Genomic DNA, 16973 nt, shown 5'->3' on the forward strand with positions numbered 1-16973 from the left:
AACCCTGATTCTCTCAAATGACCCAAGACGAACTCAAAGCCCTGGTCGGCCAGGCAGCCCTTCAGTACGTGACCCCGGGCGAAGTGGTGGGTGTCGGCACCGGCTCCACCGTCAATAAGTTCATTGATGCCCTGGCCGCCATCAAAGACAACATTCCCGGGGCAGTGTCCAGTTCGGAAGCTTCGACCGCCCGCCTCAAGGCGCTGGGCATTCCTGTGCTGGAGGCGTCCGCAGTCGAGGGGCTTTCGGTCTACATCGATGGTGCCGACGAGATCGATGCAAGAGGCTACATGGTCAAGGGCGGCGGCGCCGCACTGACGCGCGAGAAGATCGTGGCCGCCATGTCCAGGCGTTTCGTCTGCATCGCCGACGAGTCCAAGATGGTGCCGGTGCTGGGGGCTTTCCCGCTGCCGGTCGAGGTGATTCCGATGGCGGCTGCCCGTCTGGCTCGCCAGTTTGACGGGCTGGGCGGTTCCGCCAGGCTGCGCATCAAGGATGGCCAGCCCCTGGTGACCGACAACGGTCAGCACATCCTGGATGTCACCGGTTTGAAGATCAGCGATCCGCTGGCTTTCGAGAGCGAGGTCAACCAGTGGCCTGGCGTCGTGACCGTGGGGGTGTTTGCCCACCAGAAAGCCAGCGTGTGCCTGCTCGGTACCCCGGGCGGGGTGCGCACGCTGACGTTCTGATCAGAGGGGCCGGAGGGCGACTGTCCCCGGTTTCTCAGAAGCGGATGCCGCTGGGATTGCTGGCTGGAGGCGTCACCGGGACTTCCGCGGGTGTATCGGCAGCGGGTTGACCGGCGGGCGTTCTGGTGGCGGGCGCCGCAGCCGGTTTGGCCTCGACCAGCGGGGTGGCTGCTTCGCGACGGTAGCTGGGGGGCAGCACCGACTTTTTCGGGTAGCCGGCCGCATCCAGGTACTGGCCCCACTCGGTGGCCGAATAGCCCTTGAGCTGTTGTCCTCCGACGGTCAGCAGCGGCAGGCTGGTGGCGCCGCTCAGTCGCTTGAAGGCGGCCACGTCGTCGCTGCTGTTGACGGTTTTTTCAGCAAAGGGAATGCCCCGCGTGCTCAGGAAGTTGCGGCCACTGTCGCAGGGCGAGCAGTCGGCGCCGGTGTAGAGGGTCACGGGATAGCGGCTCGCTGCCTGACGAACCTCAGCCGGCAGCGTGGGTGCGGCCGATCCCGCTGAGCTGGCCCCGTCGACTGGACGGGCGTTGGTCGCAGCCGGTGGTGGCTGGTCGGAATAGGTGACTTTGCCATCAGGCCCCACGATCCGGTAGACGCCTTGGGCAGAAGCAGGCGGAGCGACCAGCATGCCTGCGAGTGCGACTGCAGGAGCGAGCTTCGATACAGAGAAGATCGAGTGGCGGCAGAAGGAGCGCATGTCGTTTGTCCTCGGAAGAGATCGGATGAAGGCGGGTCAGGCCATGCCCTGGTGGCGCAGCAGCGCATCCAGGCCGGGTTCGCGGCCGCGGAAGGCCTTGAACGACTCCATGGCCGGGCGGCTTCCTCCCGCCTCGAGAATGGTTTCACGGTAGCGGCGGCCCGTGGCTACGTCCAGCGTGCTGTGACCACTGGCGCGCGCAGCTTCCTCGAAGGCCGCGTAGGCGTCGGCCGAGAGCACCTCCGCCCACTTGTAGCTGTAGTACCCAGCGGAATAGCCGCCTGCAAAGATGTGGCTGAAGGTGTGCGGCGTGCGGCTGTAGGGCGGTGGCTGCAGCACCGCGACCTCATCGCGGACCTGCGACAGCAGCGCCAGGATGTCCTCGCCGCTTGACACGGGGGCAGGCTGGCTGTGCAGCAGCATGTCGAACAGGGAGAACTCGACTTGGCGCAGCGTCTGCAGCCCGCTCTGGAAGTTTTTGGCCGCTAGCATCTTGTCGAACAGCTCGCGCGGAAGGGGTGCACCGGTGTCCACGTGCGACGTCATGTGCTTGAGAACGTCCCATTCCCAGCAGAAATTCTCCATGAACTGGCTGGGCAGTTCGACCGCGTCCCATTCGACACCGCTGATGCCAGACACGTCGCGTTCGTTGACACGCGTGAGCATGTGGTGAAGGCCGTGACCGAACTCGTGGAACAAGGTGATCACGTCGTCGTGCGTGAGCAGGGGGGGCTGCCGGACTCCATTGACCTCGACGCCCTCGGCGAAGTTGCAGACCAGGTGCGCCACGGGCGTCTGCACGCTGCCGTCGTCGGGCCGCAACCAGCGGGCCCGCACATCGTCCATCCAGGCGCCACCGCGTTTGCCGTTGCGGGCCGCGGGGTCGAGGTAGAACTGGCCGACAAGTTCGGGTCCGGTCGCAGTCCGGCGTTCGATGCGGTAGAACTCCACCAGCGGGTGCCAGACCGGGGCGATGTCCCGGCGGATGCTCACCTCGAACAAGGTTTCGACGATCTGGAAAAGGCCCGCCAGCACCTTGGGCGCGGTGAAGTAGGGCTTGATCTCCTGGTCGCTGAAGGCGTAACGGGCTTCCTTGAGCTTTTCGCCGATGTAGGGCCAGTCCCAGGGCTGCGGATCGCTGATCCCCAGTTCCTGGGCGGCGAACTCCCGCAAATCCTTCACATCCTGCTCGGCGTACGGGCGGGCCTTGCGGGCCAGGTCGCGCAGGAAACCGATCACCTGTTCGGGCGATTCCGCCATCTTAGGCACCAGTGAGACATCGGCGAAGTGGCGATGTCCCAGCAACTGGGCCTCCTCGTGGCGCAGCGCCAGCAGCTCGGCCATGATGGTCGTGTTGTCGAAGCGGGTGGCGTCGCCCTCGGCCTGATCGCTGGCGCGCGTCACGTAGGCGCGGTAGAGCTTTTCCCGCAAAGCGCTGCTGCGGGCAAACTGCATCACAGGCAGGTAGCAGGGCATCTTGAGGGTGAGTTTGTGACCGGCCTGGCCGTCTGCCTGGGCTGCCGCGCGCGTGGCCTGCTGCACATCCGCCGGCACCCCTTCGAGGTCTTCCGGTGACACGTACAGACTAAACGAGTCGGTGGCGTCCAGTGCGTTTTCGCTGAACTTCTGGGCGAGTTCGGCCTGTCGTTCCTGCAGCCAGGCGAACCGCTGCTTGGCCTCTCCTTGCAACTCGGCACCGCCCAGAACGAATCCACGCATGGCGTTGCGGTGGGCCTGTGCCTGCTCAGGGTTCAACAGGGAGACGTCCATGGCCTTGTACTTGGCATACAGACGCTCGTCGGCACCCAGCCGCGTCCAGAATTCCGTCACGCGGGGCAGCGCTTCGTTGTAGGCAGCCCGCAACTCGGGTGTGTCGGCCACGCTGTTGAGGTGTCCGACTGCACCCCAGGCGCGCGACAGTCGCTCGGTGGACACGTCGAGCCGGGCAGACAAGGCGCTCCAGTCCGCAGGAAACTCCGGCGCCGTGACGTTCTCCAGGGCGGCATCGGCTTCTTTCAACAGGGCAACAATGGCGGGCGCTACGTGGGAAGGGGCGATGGCATCGAACAGGGGCAGTGCGGAGAAATCGAGCAGGGGGTTGTCAGCGACGGTGTTCATGCAACTCAGTAGGGGCTCGGGACAGAAAGTTCAATGGCCTGGGCGGCTGGAACCCGGGACACCGGCTCAGCGGGCGCTTTTCTTGATGCTCTTCTTGAGCACCTTGGCGCGCTTGACCTGGCCGCCGGGGGTCAGCCGCTGGTTGCCCAGCACCCGAACCACCTTGACTTCGGGCTTCTGGCCTCCGCGCTTGCTGAACTTGAGCACCTTCACATCGCGTGGCCCGGGCATGCGGTCTTCATCGGCCACTTTCTGCTTCTCCGGAACCGGGCGCCACAGCACCAGCAACTTGCCGATGTGCTGAATGGGGGCTGCTTCCAGCTCGTCGGCCAGCGTCTGGAGCATGGCCTCGCGGGATGGGCGGTCGTCGCTGAACACACGGATCTTGATCAGGCCGTGGGCCTTGAGCGCTGCGTCCACCTCCTTTTTGACGGCGGCGGTCAGTCCGTCTCCGCCAACAAGAACGACGGGATCGAGATGGTGCGCCTCGGCGCGGTGCACCTTGCGCTGTGCGGGCGTGAGTTGGATCTGGGGCATGGGACAATTATCGTTTACATAGCGGCGGCTCACAGCCCCGGTTTCGCCATGGGCATGAAAGTCAAGACTCAGAGCAAGAAGGTCAACAAGGCGTGGCTGAACGAGCACGTCAACGATCCGTATGTGCGTCTGGCCCAGAAAGAGGGTTACCGTGCGCGGGCGGCCTACAAGCTCAAGGAGATCGACGAAACCCTGGGGCTGATACGTCCGGGTGACGTGGTGGTCGATCTGGGTTCGGCGCCCGGCGCCTGGAGTCAGTATGTGCGGCGGCGCCTGAGCCCGGGCGGCGCCGCTGTCGGCGAGTTGCACGGACAGATCATCGCGCTGGACCTGCTGCCAATGGAACCCGTCGAAGGCGTGCACTTCATCCAGGGCGACTTTCGCGAGCGCGAAGTACTGGCCGCGCTGGAGCAGGCGCTGGCCGACCGTGGGGTGAAGGCAGTCGATGTCGTGGTGTCCGATATGGCGCCGAATCTCTCTGGCATCGGGTCGGCCGACGCCGCGCGCATTGAGGATCTGGTGGGCCTTGCAGTGGACTTCGCCAGTCAGCACCTCAAGCCAGATGGTGCCTTGGTGGCCAAGCTGTTTCACGGTGGGGCCTACGACCCTCTGGTGGCCCTGTTCCGAAAGACGTTCAAAGTGGTAAAGACCTTCAAGCCCAAGGCGTCGAGGGACAAATCCTCTGAAACCTTTTTGGTGGGCATGGGTCTCAAAAGCCCGAGCTGATCAATAAATACTAACCATTTCATTGGCGTTGCCTCCCCAAATGTCAAGTCCCTCGTGGCTTGAAACACCTAAAATGGCCTCAACATGCCAGTATCCGTTCTAGTCAGGAGCCGACCTTGAACAACCAGTGGTTCTCGAAGATTGCCGTGTGGATGGTGATCGCCATGGTGCTTTTCACCGTCTTCAAGCAATTCGATGGCCGCGCGACGGCCGGAGCCGGTTACGTCGGCTACTCCGAGTTCCTGGATCAGGTGAAAGCACAGCAGATCAAGCAGGCCACCATCCAGGAGGGCCAGGGCGGTACCGAAATCGTGGCGGTCACGCACGATGACCGGCGCATCCGCACCACGGCCACTTATCTCGACCGCGGTCTGGTGGGTGACCTGATCAACAACAATGTCAAGTTCGACGTGCGTCCGCGCGAAGAGGGCTCGCTGCTGATGACCCTGCTGGTGAGTTGGGGGCCGATGCTGCTGCTGATCGGCGTGTGGATCTACTTCATGCGCCAGATGCAGGGCGGTGGCAAGGGTGGCGCCTTCAGCTTCGGCAAAAGCAAGGCCCGCATGCTCGACGAAAACAACAACACTGTGACCTTTGCCGACGTCGCCGGTTGCGACGAAGCCAAGGAAGAGGTCAAGGAGGTCGTTGACTTCCTGAAGGACCCTCAGAAATTCCAGAAGCTTGGCGGCCGCATTCCGCGCGGCCTATTGCTGGTCGGTCCTCCGGGCACCGGCAAGACACTGCTGGCCAAGGGCATTGCCGGCGAAGCCAAGGTGCCGTTTTTCAGCATCTCGGGTTCGGATTTCGTGGAGATGTTTGTTGGCGTGGGTGCGGCCCGTGTGCGCGACATGTTCGAGAACGCCAAGAAGAACGCGCCCTGCATCATCTTCATCGACGAAATCGATGCGGTCGGTCGCCAGCGAGGTGCCGGTCTGGGGGGGGGCAACGATGAACGAGAGCAGACCCTGAACCAGATGCTGGTCGAGATGGACGGCTTTGAAACCAACCTGGGCGTGATCGTGGTGGCCGCCACCAACCGCCCGGACATTCTGGACGCCGCCCTGTTGCGCCCGGGGCGTTTCGACCGGCAGGTCTACGTGACGCTGCCCGACATCCGTGGTCGCGAGCAGATCCTGAACGTGCACATGCGCAAGGTGCCGTTGGGCACCGACGTGAACGCCAGCGTGATCGCCCGCGGGACGCCCGGCATGAGTGGTGCCGACTTGGCCAACCTGTGCAACGAGGCCGCCCTGATGGCCGCCCGCCGCAACGCGCGCGTGGTCGAGATGCAGGACTTCGAGAAGGCCAAGGACAAGATATTCATGGGTCCCGAGCGCAAGAGCATGGTGATGCCCGAGGAGGAGCGCAAGAACACGGCTTATCACGAAGCTGGGCATGCCCTGATTGGCAAGCTGCTGCCCAAGTGCGATCCGGTGCACAAGGTCACGATCATTCCGCGCGGCCGGGCACTGGGTGTGACCATGAGCCTGCCGGCGCAGGACCGCTACAGCTACGACAAGGACTACATGCTGAACCAGATCAGCATGCTGTTCGGTGGCCGCATCGCGGAGGAGGTGTTCATGAACCAGATGACCACGGGCGCTTCCAACGACTTCGAGCGTGCCACCTCAATCGCCCGCGACATGGTGATGCGCTACGGCATGACCGACGCGTTGGGCCCGATGGTCTACGCTGAAAACGAGGGCGAGGTGTTCCTGGGCCGTTCGGTCACCAAGACCACCAACATGAGTGAGCAGACCATGCAGAAGGTGGACGCCGAGGTTCGTCGCATCATTGATCAGCAGTACAAGCTGGCGCGTAACCTGATCGAGGAGCACAGCGACAAGATGCACGCGATGGCGACGGCCTTGCTGGAGTGGGAAACCATCGATGCCGACCAGATCGATGACATCATGGCGGGCAAGCCCCCTCGTCCGCCCAAGGACTGGACGCCTCGCACACCTTCGGCAGGCGGTGGTGGCAGCGGCGGGACGCCTGCCGTGGCGACGGATACGGCGCCGACAGCCGCCTGAACCACGTCACCTGCCAATTTGTTCTTTCTGCGGGGCCCCTTGGGCCCCGTTTTCGTTCAGCGAGCCTTCAATGCAGTGGATCACCTCCCGCTTCGTCATCGACCTGGATGTGCCCAAGGTCATGGCCATCATTAACGTGACCCCTGACTCATTTTCCGATGGGGGACAGCACGACAGCACCTCTTCGGCACTGAGGCATTGCGAGCAGGTGCTCAAGGAGGGAGCTCACATCCTCGACATCGGAGGGGAGTCGACCCGGCCGGGCAGCCCAGCAGTTCCTCTGGAGGCCGAGCTCGAACGGGTCATTCCTGTCGTGCGGGAAGCGGTGAAGCTGGGGGTACCGGTGTCCGTGGACACCTACAAGCCGGAAGTCATGCAATCTGTGCTGGACCTCGGTGCCGACATCGTGAACGACATATGGGCCCTGCGCCGCGAGGGTGCCGAAAGCGTTGTGTCCGGCCATCCGCGCTGTGGTGTGTGCCTGATGCACATGCACCGGGACCCACAGACCATGCAGGTGGCGCCCATGGGTGGCAGCGTGCTGACTCCTGTGGGGAAATTTCTAAGTGATCGGGCTTCTGCACTGGAGCTCAGGGGGGTGCAGCGAGGACGAATCGTGCTTGATCCCGGCATTGGTTTTGGCAAGTCGGTGCAGCAGAACTTTGAACTTCTGGCAAATCAGTCCGTATTGAGTCAACAGCCATATCCGTGGCTTGTCGGTTGGTCGCGTAAGTCATCGCTCGGTGCAGTCACTGGACGACCGACTCCTGTCGAGCGTGTTTCCTCCAGTGTGGTGGCGGCTGTACTCGCGGTGGAGCGTGGTGCTTCAGTGGTTCGTGTACACGATGTTCGGGACACGGTGGATGGACTGGCCGTATGGTTGGCCATAGGTGTACCAGCGAACACAGCCTAAATTCGCAACAAAGTGTGTATCCTCCGCTTTGGGGGTGAAGCCAACTAGTACGCAAGTTACAATCCCGACCTGCCAAAAATATATTCAGGAGGAAGTGGCAGCAGGTCCGGCCTAAGCGCGACACAGCGTGGCTGGGCTCGCCGGCCCGCGCAGCTGTCATGCTGGATTGTCCGGATCTCGCGGTACCCAGGGAGGTGATGCAACACGTCGTGCACGTGGAGTCATCGCGCAATCCGTTCGCCATCGGGGTGGTGGGCGGGTATCTGGCGCGCCAGCCCAAGAACCTTGAAGAAGCGCTGGCCACCGTGCGCCAGCTCAAGGAAGAGGGCTACAACTTTTCCGTAGGCATCTCTCAGGTCAATCGCTACAACCTGGCGAAATACGGCCTCAAGACCTACGAACAAGCGTTCGAAGTCTGCCCTAACCTGCAAGCGGGTTCCCGCATCCTTCGAGAGTGCTACGACCGTGCCCAGGACTGGGGCAAGGCGTTCAGTTGTTACTACTCGGGCAACTTCACTACGGGCTTTCAGCACGGATATGTGCAGAAGGTGTTCGCTTCCATGTCCAAGGGAGTGCTAGCCAAGGACTCAAGCCTGCCCGTGGCTATACGCGTTATTCCACGCGAAGGCGTCCAGCGTCGGCGTGTCAGCGACGAGCAACTGCCTCTAAGAACTATCGGAAAAGTTCTGCGTCTTGATGGATTGCTGCTGCGAACGGCTTCTGCGTACCCAGAGTCCTATCCGGTACGTCGGCATATCTCTTCCTCGAAGCTACCTGTTGCGGGAAAAACACAGCTGCTTGCCGAGTGTTGATTCATTTCCAAAGCTGGGCCATTTCGGGACGTGTTCACGTTGAAATCTGAGCCACGTTGCCGCTCTATCGAGTAGCCAGAACATCCATCAACCCAGTGGCTCAGTATTCGACGTGATCACTGGCTCAGTTGTGATGATGAATCAACACACCAGGTCAATAGGGGCCAGAGCCTACCGCTACACGGGTGCAACAAGGTGGTTGCGCCCACATTGAATCTGAAATGACAGGGAGTAGACGAGCATGACCCATCGATTGCGAAACTTCAGCGCCTTGGCGGTTCTGGCGCTCACGGCCAGCCTCTGGGCGGGCAGCGCCGGCGCACAGGAGGTGCGCGAAGTGCCGTATCAGCGCGACCAGGTGGTGCGCGTGAACACTGGGCTTGGCATCGCCACCCAGATCGAGATCAGCGCCCAGGAGCAGGTGAAGGATTTCGGCACCGGTTTCAGCGACGGCTGGGAGCTGGTGCGGCGCGACAACATCTTCTACATCCGACCGAAGAACGTGGATGTGGACACCAACATGTACATCCGCACCAACATGCGTTCGTACCTGCTGGACCTGCGCGTGTCGGCCACCAAGTGGAAGACGTTGGAGGAGGCCAAGAACGCGGGCGTGTTCTACAAGATCCGCTTTGTCTATGGCAATGAAGAGCCGGACAAGGCCAGCCCGCTGGCCGCCGCCAATGCGGTGCTGTCGCCATCGGCGGCTGCTCTGAACTCGCAGAGCAACTACCACCTGAACTACGACTATTCGGCGGTCAGCGACGTGTCGACCATCGTGCCCACCCGGGTCTACGACAACGGTCAGTTCACCTACATCCACCTGCCGCCGATGGCGAACTTCCCCGCCGTGTTCGGGCGCAATGAACGCAATGGCGAGGAATTTCTGGTGAACACCAAGAGCGAGAAGAACGTGATGGTGGTGCTGGGCGTCTATCCGTTTCTGGTGATGCGGCTGGGCAATGACGTGGTGGGACTCAGGAGGAACCAATGAGCATGCAATTTCCCCAAGGCGGCGGACAGGGCCCGGTGCTGTCCGACAACATGCCCAAGCTGTCGGCGGGCCTGTCGCGCGGCGTGAACAAGACGGCGGTGGCGTACATCGTTCTGGTGTCGCTGGCCACCATTGGCATGACCCTGTGGGTTGCGAGCAATGCGTTCTCGGCCGACGACGACAAGAAGAAGCAGGTGACCTATGAAGAGGTCACCGTGCCGAACAAGCCGAAGCTCAACCTGCTGCCACCGCCGCCGCCTGCCGAAGTGGTGGCCAAGGCGGATGTGCCGTCACTGCCTACGGAGATGCCCCAGCTGGCCGAGGCCCAGGCGCCCAAGGACGATCTGATGCAGCGGCGCATGGCGAGCGAGAACAACCTGGTCGCGACCCAGGACAAGGGCAAGAAGAACCAGTTGTTCGAGGACGAGTACTCGTCGGTCAAGCGCGGTGCGGTCGAGGCCCTGGCCAATGCCGACTTCACGCTGACCCGTGGAACGTACATCCGCTGCTCGCTGGAAACCAAGATCGTGTCGACCCTGCCTGGCATGACCTCGTGCATCGTCACCGAGCCCATCTACTCGGTCAACGGGCGCCGGTTGCTGATCGACAAGGGGTCGAAGGTCACAGGCGAGTACAAGTACGCCGACGAGAACTACGACCGGATCGGCATCGTCTGGACCCGCGTGCTCACCACCACGGGTCTGGATGTGCGGATCGACAGCAACGGCACGGACGCGCTCGGTGGGGCCGGGGTGCCCGGTCACTACGACGGTCACTGGGGTGAGCGCATTGGCGCAGCCATGCTGGTCAGCCTGCTGGCCGATGGCATCGATGCCGGGGCTCAGAGGTTCGCGAACGAACACAACATTCGCGGCAGCACGACGGTGACGGGGGCCGGCGGTGTGGGCGTGGTGTCCATCGATCCCTGGGAGTCGGCCACTGCGGCCACGGCCAAGAAGGCCGCCACCGACATGCTGGCCCGTTCGGCCAACCGCAAGGCGACGGTGACGGTGCTCAACGGCACGGTGATCAACATCTTCACCGCCCGGGACGTGGATTTCTCGAGCGCGATGCGCTGAACGGTGGTGGTGTCTGACATGTCAGAGAGTGGCGGCGCGGAACAGATCGCGAACATCTCCACCGAGTTTCTGGAGTACCAGTACCACGTGCTGGGCATCACCCCGTTCCTGGGCGATCCGCGCGTCACCGAGATCTGCATCAACCGCCCAGGAGAGGTGTTTCTGGAGACGGTCAGGGGCTGGGAGCGCATCGATGTGCCCGGGCTGACCTTCGACCGTGCGCGCCAGTTCTGCACCACGGTGGTCAACGAGAGCAAGACCGGCCAGCGCATCACCGCGGTGGACCCGGTGGTGTCGCTGACCTTTCCCACCGGGCAGCGCGCGCAGTTCGTGCTGCCGCCCGCGGTGCCGGCGGATCACGTCTCGATCACCATCCGCCTGCCCTCGCGTTACACCAAGACGCTCAACCAGTACCAGGAGGACGGCTTTTTTGCCCGGATTCTGGAGGGCACCGACAGCGTCAGCGAGATGGACGAAGAACTGCTGGCGCTCAAGCGGTCCCGCAACTACCACGACTTCTTCAGCAAGGCCGTGTTCTACAAGAAGAACATCGTCGTGTCGGGTGCCACCGGCAGCGGCAAGACGACCTTCATGAAGTCGCTGGTGACGCACATACCGGAGGACGAGCGGCTCATCACGATCGAGGACGCGCGGGAGCTGTTCATCGAGCAGCCCAACCGCGTGCACCTGATCTATTCGCGGGGCGGGCAGGGCACGGCCAATGTCACGGCCAAGGGCTGCATGGAGGCCTGCCTGCGGATGAAGCCCGACCGCATCATCCTGGCCGAAATCCGGGGCGACGAATCGTTCTACTACATCCGCAACTGCGCCTCCGGCCACCCGGGTTCGATCACCAGCTGCCATGCCGGCAGCACGAGCCAGACCTGGGACCAGATGGCGCTGATGGTCAAGGCCTCGCCTGAGGGCTCAGGCCTGGACTTCGACGAGATCAAGCGGTTGCTGATGCTCACCATCGACATCGTGGTGCACATCAAGGCCCATGCCGGCCAGCGCTACATCACTGGCATCGACTTCGATCCCCAGCGCAAGCTCGCGCTGGAGTCATGACATTCAAGGAGGACAACATGAAACATCGTCAGGTTGTGGCGGCGGCCTTTGTCGCGCTTTGTGCCATGGCGGCGCAGGCCGCCACGCCGACGCCGGGCATCACCCCGGTCGACATGCGGGGGCTGTGGTTCCTGAAGAACGAGGAGGGGGCCGCCAAGTGCGCCGCCTACCTCGGGCGCAAACCGGTGGAGCCCGATCCGGGGGCGCTGGTGATCGACGAACGCCAACTGCAGCAGTGGGCGGAGAACACCCAGACCACCATGTACTTCGTGACCGATGTACAGCCTCGCCGCGTCAACACCTGGCGCATGCAGGCCCTGGTCGATATGCCGCCCTACGACAAGCCCAAAACGCTGGAGACCTATGTCTTCGAGCTGCGACAGGACGAGCTGCTCTGGTCCCGCCGCCGGGGCGCCGACGCACTGGATGAACCCGTCGACACAGCGGTGTTTGCGCGCTGCGGCTACTGAGGTCTGTGAAAACAAGGGAGTGAGGACATGAAGAAGGTTTTGAGAAGCGCCAGCAGCCTTGCGCTGCTGCTGTCCCTGGCGGCGTGTGCCCCGTTGTACCTGGATTTCCTGCGCCCACAGGCCCAGGGTCTCGACACCATGACCCAGAAGGTCGGGCACGAGGCGCCGGAGCTGGCGTTCAGCTTCGAGTTCGACGACAAGGCCGATGCCGCCGAGGGCGAGGTGGGGTCGGGCTACATCGTGGTGACGCAGGATGGCAAGGAACTGCAGGCGCTTCCGCACGCCTTCGAGATGCCGCGCGAGCGGCTGGACGCCAGCGGATGGCTGCAGTTCAGGGACTTCAATGGCGACGGGCTGCTGGACTTCAAGGTCACGCGCCTGTACGCCATGGACGGCAAGCTGCCGGTGGACAGCCTCTACCAGTTCGATCCGAAAACAGGGCGTTATGCGCAGATTGATCTGGTGTCCAACGCGGGAGAGATCCAGCCTTCGGCACCGAACTGCGTGTCGTTGAAGGTGGCCGGCGCCTCGGGGAGCCCGAAGGTGGAGAGCCACTGCTATGTGGCTGCCAGCGGGCGCTGGGTGCGCGGCACACCGGCGGCGGCGCGGCGCGGGGCAGCACCCGACCGGGTGGACGCGGTGTGCGACAGCGGGGCGCCCGAGCTGGTGGCCTGCCGCCGCGCGCGCATCGAGCAGGACAAGGCCCTGCTGACCCTCGTGCGCGACTACCGGGCGGGCCGCATGCAGTCGCTGCAGGCCGAGCACGGCAAGAGCTATGCGCAGTCCTATGCGCGCCACCAGGACCTGGACCACAGCCGGTGGCGCGAGTACCGCGATGCGCGTTGCGCGACGCAGTCCCGCGAGCAGGCGGTGCCCGTCAAGGCGCTGCCCGCCTCGGTCGAGCTGTGCCGGTACGAGTGGGCCCGCGACCAGCTGAGGCGCTACAAGGACCAGATGGCGCGCCTGGGCGAAGTCAAAGGTGCCAAGGTCCGGCAATGAGGCGTTTCCTAGGCTGGGGCGTGCTGGTGCTGCTGGTGTTGGCACTGGTGGCGGGAACCTATTTCAGCGGGTGGCTGATGGCCTGGCGCCTGGGCCTGCCGCTGGAGCGCATCGGCGCGTTCGACTACTGGCGCTACCTGGCAGCCTACGCCGATGCGCCCAAGCATGGCCCGGTCATCAAGAGCAGTGGCCTGGTGGGATTTGGTGTGCCCTTGCTGGCGCTGGCAGCGCTGGCGCTCGCCGTGTTGTTGCGCCGGAAGCCGAGCCTCTACGGCGAGGCCCGCTTCGCCACCATGGCCGACGTGCGGTCGCGCAAGATGCTGCGGGCTGAGGACACGGCGCTGGTGGTGGGCAAGAAAGACGGGCAGTTCGTCTACTTCAATGGGCAGCAGTTCGCCTTGCTGGCCGCGCCCACGCGCTCGGGCAAGGGGGTGGGCATCGTCATTCCCAACCTGCTGAGTTACCAGGGCTCGGTGGTGGTGCTGGACATCAAGCAGGAGAACTTCGAGCTCACCAGCGGCTTTCGGGCTCGCTACGGGCAGTCCGTCTACCTGTTCAACCCGTTCGCCGAGGACCGGCGCACGCACCGCTGGAACCCGCTGTCCTACGTCTCGCGCGATCCGGCGTTCCGCATCAGCGACGTGCAGAGCATCGCGGCCATGCTGTACCCGGTGTCGGACCTGCACAAGGACCCGTTCTGGGCCAACCAGGCGCAGAACGCCTTCGTCGCGTTCGCGCTGTATGCCTACGAACAGGTGGCCTACCTGGCCGAGCAGTACGGGGTGCCTTTCCAGGAACCGACCATGGGCGGGCTCTACCGCCTGGCGTCGGGGCGCCCCGGCCAGGAGTTCAAGGCCTATCTGGCGGAGCTGGCGGCCTGGCCGCACCTGAGCGCCAGCGCACGCACCGCGTTCGCCACGCTGCTGGGCCAAGCCAACGAGACCTTCGCCAGCATCATGGGCACCTTCAAGGAGCCGCTGAACCCCTGGCTCAACCCGGTGGTGGACGCGGCCACCAGCGGCAACGACTTCGACCTGCGCGACGTGCGCAAGAAGAAAATGAGCATCTATGTGGCGATCCAGCCCAACAAGCTGGCCGAGAGCCGGCTGATTCTCAATCTCTTCTTCAGCCAGCTGATCAACCAGAACACGCGAGAGCTGCCGCAGGCCAATCCCGAGCTCAAGCACCAGTGCCTGCTGCTGATGGACGAGTTCACCAGCATCGGCCGCGTCGACATCATTGCCAGTGCGGTCAGCTTCATGGCCGGCTACAACCTGCGCCTGATGCCCATCATCCAGAGCATGGCGCAGCTGGAGTCGACCTACGGCAAGGAGAACGCGCGCACCATCATGACTAACCACGCGCTGCGCATCATCTTCGCGCCGCGCGAGCAGCAGGACGCCAACGAATACAGCGAGATGCTGGGTTACACCGGCATGCGCAAGGACAGCGTGAGCCGCAGCCGCTCGCGCGAGAGCAGCTACACCCGCAGCGAAAGCGAGGAGCGCCGGGCGCTGATGCTGCCGCAGGAGCTCAAGGCCATGGGCGAGGACAAGCAGATCCTGCTGGTGGAGGGCATGGCGCATCCGGTGATGTCGGACAAGATCCGTTACTTCAAGGAGACGGCTTTCAAGGAGCGGCTGCTGCCCAAGGTTGCCGTGCCAATGCTGGCCCTGGCGACCGACCCGCCGGTGACGGTGTCATCCGTGCGATCCGCTGCGCCGCCTGCGGTGGTGCCGGTCGAGCTGCCGGACACCGTGCCCAGCGTCCAGGAATCGCTGGCCCGGCAGATGGACGCCGACCGCAGCAAGGTGGCCAGCCCGCCCACCGAGTACACCGGTCTGGCCGGGATCGGTGGGGAGATTGATGCGATGCTCGCGCATCTGGAGCGTTGATGTGCACGAAAACGGGCCGCGGTGCAGCCTTGCCTGCCGCCTAAAATCCATCGCATGACGCGCAAATACTTTGGCACCGACGGCATCCGTGGCACCGTCGGTCAGGCCCCGATCACCCCCGACTTCGTTCTCAAGCTGGCCCACGCCGTGGGGCGTGTGCTCAAGCGCAGCGAAGAGCACCCGACGGTGCTGATCGGCAAGGACACCCGGATCTCGGGCTACATGCTGGAGTCGGCGCTGGAGTCCGGTTTCAACTCGGCGGGTGTCGATGTGGTGCTGCTGGGCCCGGTGCCCACGCCCGCGGTGGCCTACCTGACCCGGGCGCAGCGTGCGAGCCTTGGCGTGGTGATTTCCGCCAGCCACAACCCGTTTGGTGACAACGGCATCAAGTTCTTCAGCGCCCAGGGCAACAAGCTCTCGGACGACTGGGAGCTGGCCGTCGAAGCCGAGCTCGACAAGGACCCGGTCTGGGCCGATTCGCGCAATCTGGGCAAGGCGCGCCGCATGGACGATGCTGCCGGCCGCTACATCGAGTTCTGCAAGAGCACCTTTCCCAACGACCTGACGCTCAAGGGGCTGAAGATCGTGGTGGACGCCGCCCACGGCGCGGCCTACCAGATCGCGCCCGCCGTGTTCCACGAGCTGGGCGCGGAGGTGGTGCGCATCGGCTGCGCACCCGATGGCCTAAACATCAACCACGAGGTGGGCGCGACCCACCCGCAGGCGCTGGTGGCCGCCGTGCAGGCGACCGGCGCCGACTACGGCGTGGCGCTGGACGGCGACGCCGACCGACTGCAGCTGGTGGACGCCAGTGGCCGTCTGTTCAACGGCGACGAGCTGCTGTACCTGATCGCCTCGGACCGCATCGCGCGCGACATCGACGTGCCCGGCGTGGTGGGCACGCTGATGACCAACATGGCCGTCGAGGTCGCGTTCCGCAAGAAAGGCGTCAAGTTCGTGCGCGCCCGGGTGGGCGACCGTTACGTGCTCGAAGAACTGGAGCGCCACGGTTGGATCCTGGGCGGTGAGGGTTCGGGCCACCTGCTGGTGCTGGACAAACACACCACGGGCGATGGCCTGGTCTCGGCGCTGCAGGTGATGCAGGCCTGCGCCGGCAGCGGGCAGTCCATGGCGCAGCTGCTGGCCGATGTGACCCTGTTCCCGCAGACGCTGATCAATGTGCGGCTGCAGCCCGGCCAGGAAGACTGGAAAAACAATCCGGCGCTGGCCGCCGAGACGAAAGCGGTCGAGGCCGAACTGGGCGAGACGGGGCGCGTGCTGATACGCGCCAGCGGCACCGAACCGCTGCTGCGGGTGATGGTCGAGGCGCGCGATGCCGCGCAGGCCAAGGCCTGCGCCGAGCGCCTGGTCGCTGCGGTGAAGGTGCTCTGATGGCGGCGGCGTTCTCTGTCCGGCAGGCCGACTACGGCTACCCGTCCGACGCGGCCGCCGTGGTGGCCTTGCTCGATGCCTACGCCAGCGACCCCGCGGGTGGTGGCGAGCCGCTGTCCGATTTCGTCAAGGACAACCTGGCGCGTGAGCTGGCTGCGCGCCCGCAGGCCTACAGCGTGCTCGCATTCGACGGTGAGCAGCCGGTGGGGCTGGTCAACTGCATCGAAGGGTTTTCGTCGTTCAAGTGCAAGCCGCTGGTGAACGTTCACGACGTGGCCGTCCTGGCCAGCCACCGCGGGCAAGGCATTGCCGAGGCCATGCTGGCCGAGGCCGAGCGCATCGCGGTGGCGCGTGGGGCGGTGAAGATGACGCTGGAGGTGCTCTCTGGCAACACGCCAGCGGTGAAGCTCTACCGGCGCATCGGTTACGAGGGCTATCAGCTGGACCCGGCGATGGGCACGGCGCAGTTCATGCAGAAGTGGCTGGGTGCCAGCTGAACACAAGCGTACGTGTGTGCGGCGCGCCGCAGGGCTTCGCGCACGGCAGGGATG

Annotated in this window: 16 protein-coding genes; 13 read left to right on the forward strand and 3 right to left on the reverse strand. The window is 64.1% G+C overall.

All coding sequences use genetic code 11. The features are described from left to right. Positions 1–17: 17 nt before the first annotated feature. Positions 18–689 carry a ribose-5-phosphate isomerase RpiA gene (gene rpiA, locus DD542_RS21370; RefSeq protein WP_127806996.1) on the forward strand — a complete coding sequence of 224 codons (672 nt, stop codon included), beginning with the start codon at positions 18–20 and terminating at the stop codon, positions 687–689. 34 nt (positions 690–723) lie between these two features. On the opposite strand, the gene DD542_RS21375 is transcribed toward rpiA, so the two are convergent. From DD542_RS21375 to DD542_RS21385, 3 genes are all read right to left on the reverse strand, one after another. After that, positions 724–1386 (reverse strand): glutaredoxin family protein, encoded by a 663-nt coding sequence (locus tag DD542_RS21375; RefSeq protein ID WP_206610698.1) that lies wholly within the window; start codon positions 1384–1386, stop codon positions 724–726. A 36-nt stretch (positions 1387–1422) separates the two neighbouring features. Next, positions 1423–3504 (reverse strand): M3 family metallopeptidase, encoded by a 2082-nt coding sequence (locus tag DD542_RS21380; protein ID WP_127806997.1) that lies wholly within the window; start codon positions 3502–3504, stop codon positions 1423–1425. A 66-nt stretch (positions 3505–3570) separates the two neighbouring features. Beyond that, positions 3571–4041, reverse strand: coding sequence for a YhbY family RNA-binding protein (locus tag DD542_RS21385; RefSeq protein ID WP_066151374.1), 471 nt, complete (start codon positions 4039–4041; stop codon positions 3571–3573). Positions 4042–4095: 54 nt separating this feature from the next. On the opposite strand from DD542_RS21385, the gene DD542_RS21390 reads away from it, so the two are divergent. The 12 genes from DD542_RS21390 (at position 4096) to DD542_RS21445 (ending at position 16919) form a co-directional block, all read left to right on the forward strand. After that, the gene (locus tag DD542_RS21390) at positions 4096–4767 is read left to right on the forward strand and encodes an RlmE family RNA methyltransferase (RefSeq protein WP_079365892.1); all 672 of its coding nucleotides are present in this window, start codon (positions 4096–4098) and stop codon (positions 4765–4767) included. A gap of 116 nt (positions 4768–4883) precedes the next feature. Then, the gene (ftsH, locus tag DD542_RS21395; RefSeq protein WP_127806998.1) at positions 4884–6800 is read left to right on the forward strand and encodes an ATP-dependent zinc metalloprotease FtsH; all 1917 of its coding nucleotides are present in this window, start codon (positions 4884–4886) and stop codon (positions 6798–6800) included. Between the two features lie 70 nt (positions 6801–6870). Beyond that, the gene (folP, locus tag DD542_RS21400; RefSeq protein WP_127806999.1) at positions 6871–7713 is read left to right on the forward strand and encodes a dihydropteroate synthase; all 843 of its coding nucleotides are present in this window, start codon (positions 6871–6873) and stop codon (positions 7711–7713) included. A 158-nt stretch (positions 7714–7871) separates the two neighbouring features. Further along, complete coding sequence (locus DD542_RS21405; protein WP_127807000.1) at positions 7872–8525, forward strand: lytic transglycosylase domain-containing protein; 654 nt, start codon at positions 7872–7874, stop codon at positions 8523–8525. Positions 8526–8766: 241 nt separating this feature from the next. Continuing rightward, entirely contained in the window at positions 8767–9519 is a 753-nt protein-coding gene (locus DD542_RS21410; RefSeq protein ID WP_127807001.1) for a TrbG/VirB9 family P-type conjugative transfer protein, read from the forward strand. A gap of 2 nt (positions 9520–9521) precedes the next feature. Continuing rightward, positions 9522–10598: a TrbI/VirB10 family protein gene (locus tag DD542_RS21415; RefSeq protein WP_164868452.1), complete on the forward strand. Its 1077-nt coding sequence runs from the start codon at positions 9522–9524 to the stop codon at positions 10596–10598. An 18-nt stretch (positions 10599–10616) separates the two neighbouring features. Continuing rightward, positions 10617–11666, forward strand: coding sequence for a P-type DNA transfer ATPase VirB11 (virB11, locus tag DD542_RS21420; RefSeq protein ID WP_066151792.1), 1050 nt, complete (start codon positions 10617–10619; stop codon positions 11664–11666). 17 nt (positions 11667–11683) lie between these two features. Continuing rightward, entirely contained in the window at positions 11684–12136 is a 453-nt protein-coding gene (locus DD542_RS21425) for a hypothetical protein (protein WP_127807003.1), read from the forward strand. A 27-nt stretch (positions 12137–12163) separates the two neighbouring features. Beyond that, a complete protein-coding gene (locus tag DD542_RS21430) occupies positions 12164–13135 on the forward strand; it encodes a hypothetical protein (RefSeq protein WP_127807004.1) in 972 nt (323 codons plus the stop codon). Then, the gene (locus DD542_RS21435) at positions 13132–15030 is read left to right on the forward strand and encodes a type IV secretory system conjugative DNA transfer family protein (RefSeq protein WP_127807005.1); all 1899 of its coding nucleotides are present in this window, start codon (positions 13132–13134) and stop codon (positions 15028–15030) included. Before DD542_RS21430 ends, DD542_RS21435 begins: the two co-directional genes overlap by 4 nt. Before the next feature lie 54 nt (positions 15031–15084). Further along, positions 15085–16422 carry a phosphoglucosamine mutase gene (gene glmM, locus DD542_RS21440; RefSeq protein ID WP_127807006.1) on the forward strand — a complete coding sequence of 446 codons (1338 nt, stop codon included), beginning with the start codon at positions 15085–15087 and terminating at the stop codon, positions 16420–16422. Continuing rightward, the gene (locus DD542_RS21445) at positions 16422–16919 is read left to right on the forward strand and encodes a GNAT family N-acetyltransferase (protein WP_127807007.1); all 498 of its coding nucleotides are present in this window, start codon (positions 16422–16424) and stop codon (positions 16917–16919) included. The genes glmM and DD542_RS21445 overlap by 1 nt, the downstream gene beginning before the upstream one ends. Positions 16920–16973 lie beyond the last annotated feature (54 nt).

It is taken from the genome of Hydrogenophaga sp. NH-16 (genome assembly GCF_004006415.1).
Lineage (GTDB): Bacteria > Pseudomonadota > Gammaproteobacteria > Burkholderiales > Burkholderiaceae_C > Hydrogenophaga > Hydrogenophaga pseudoflava.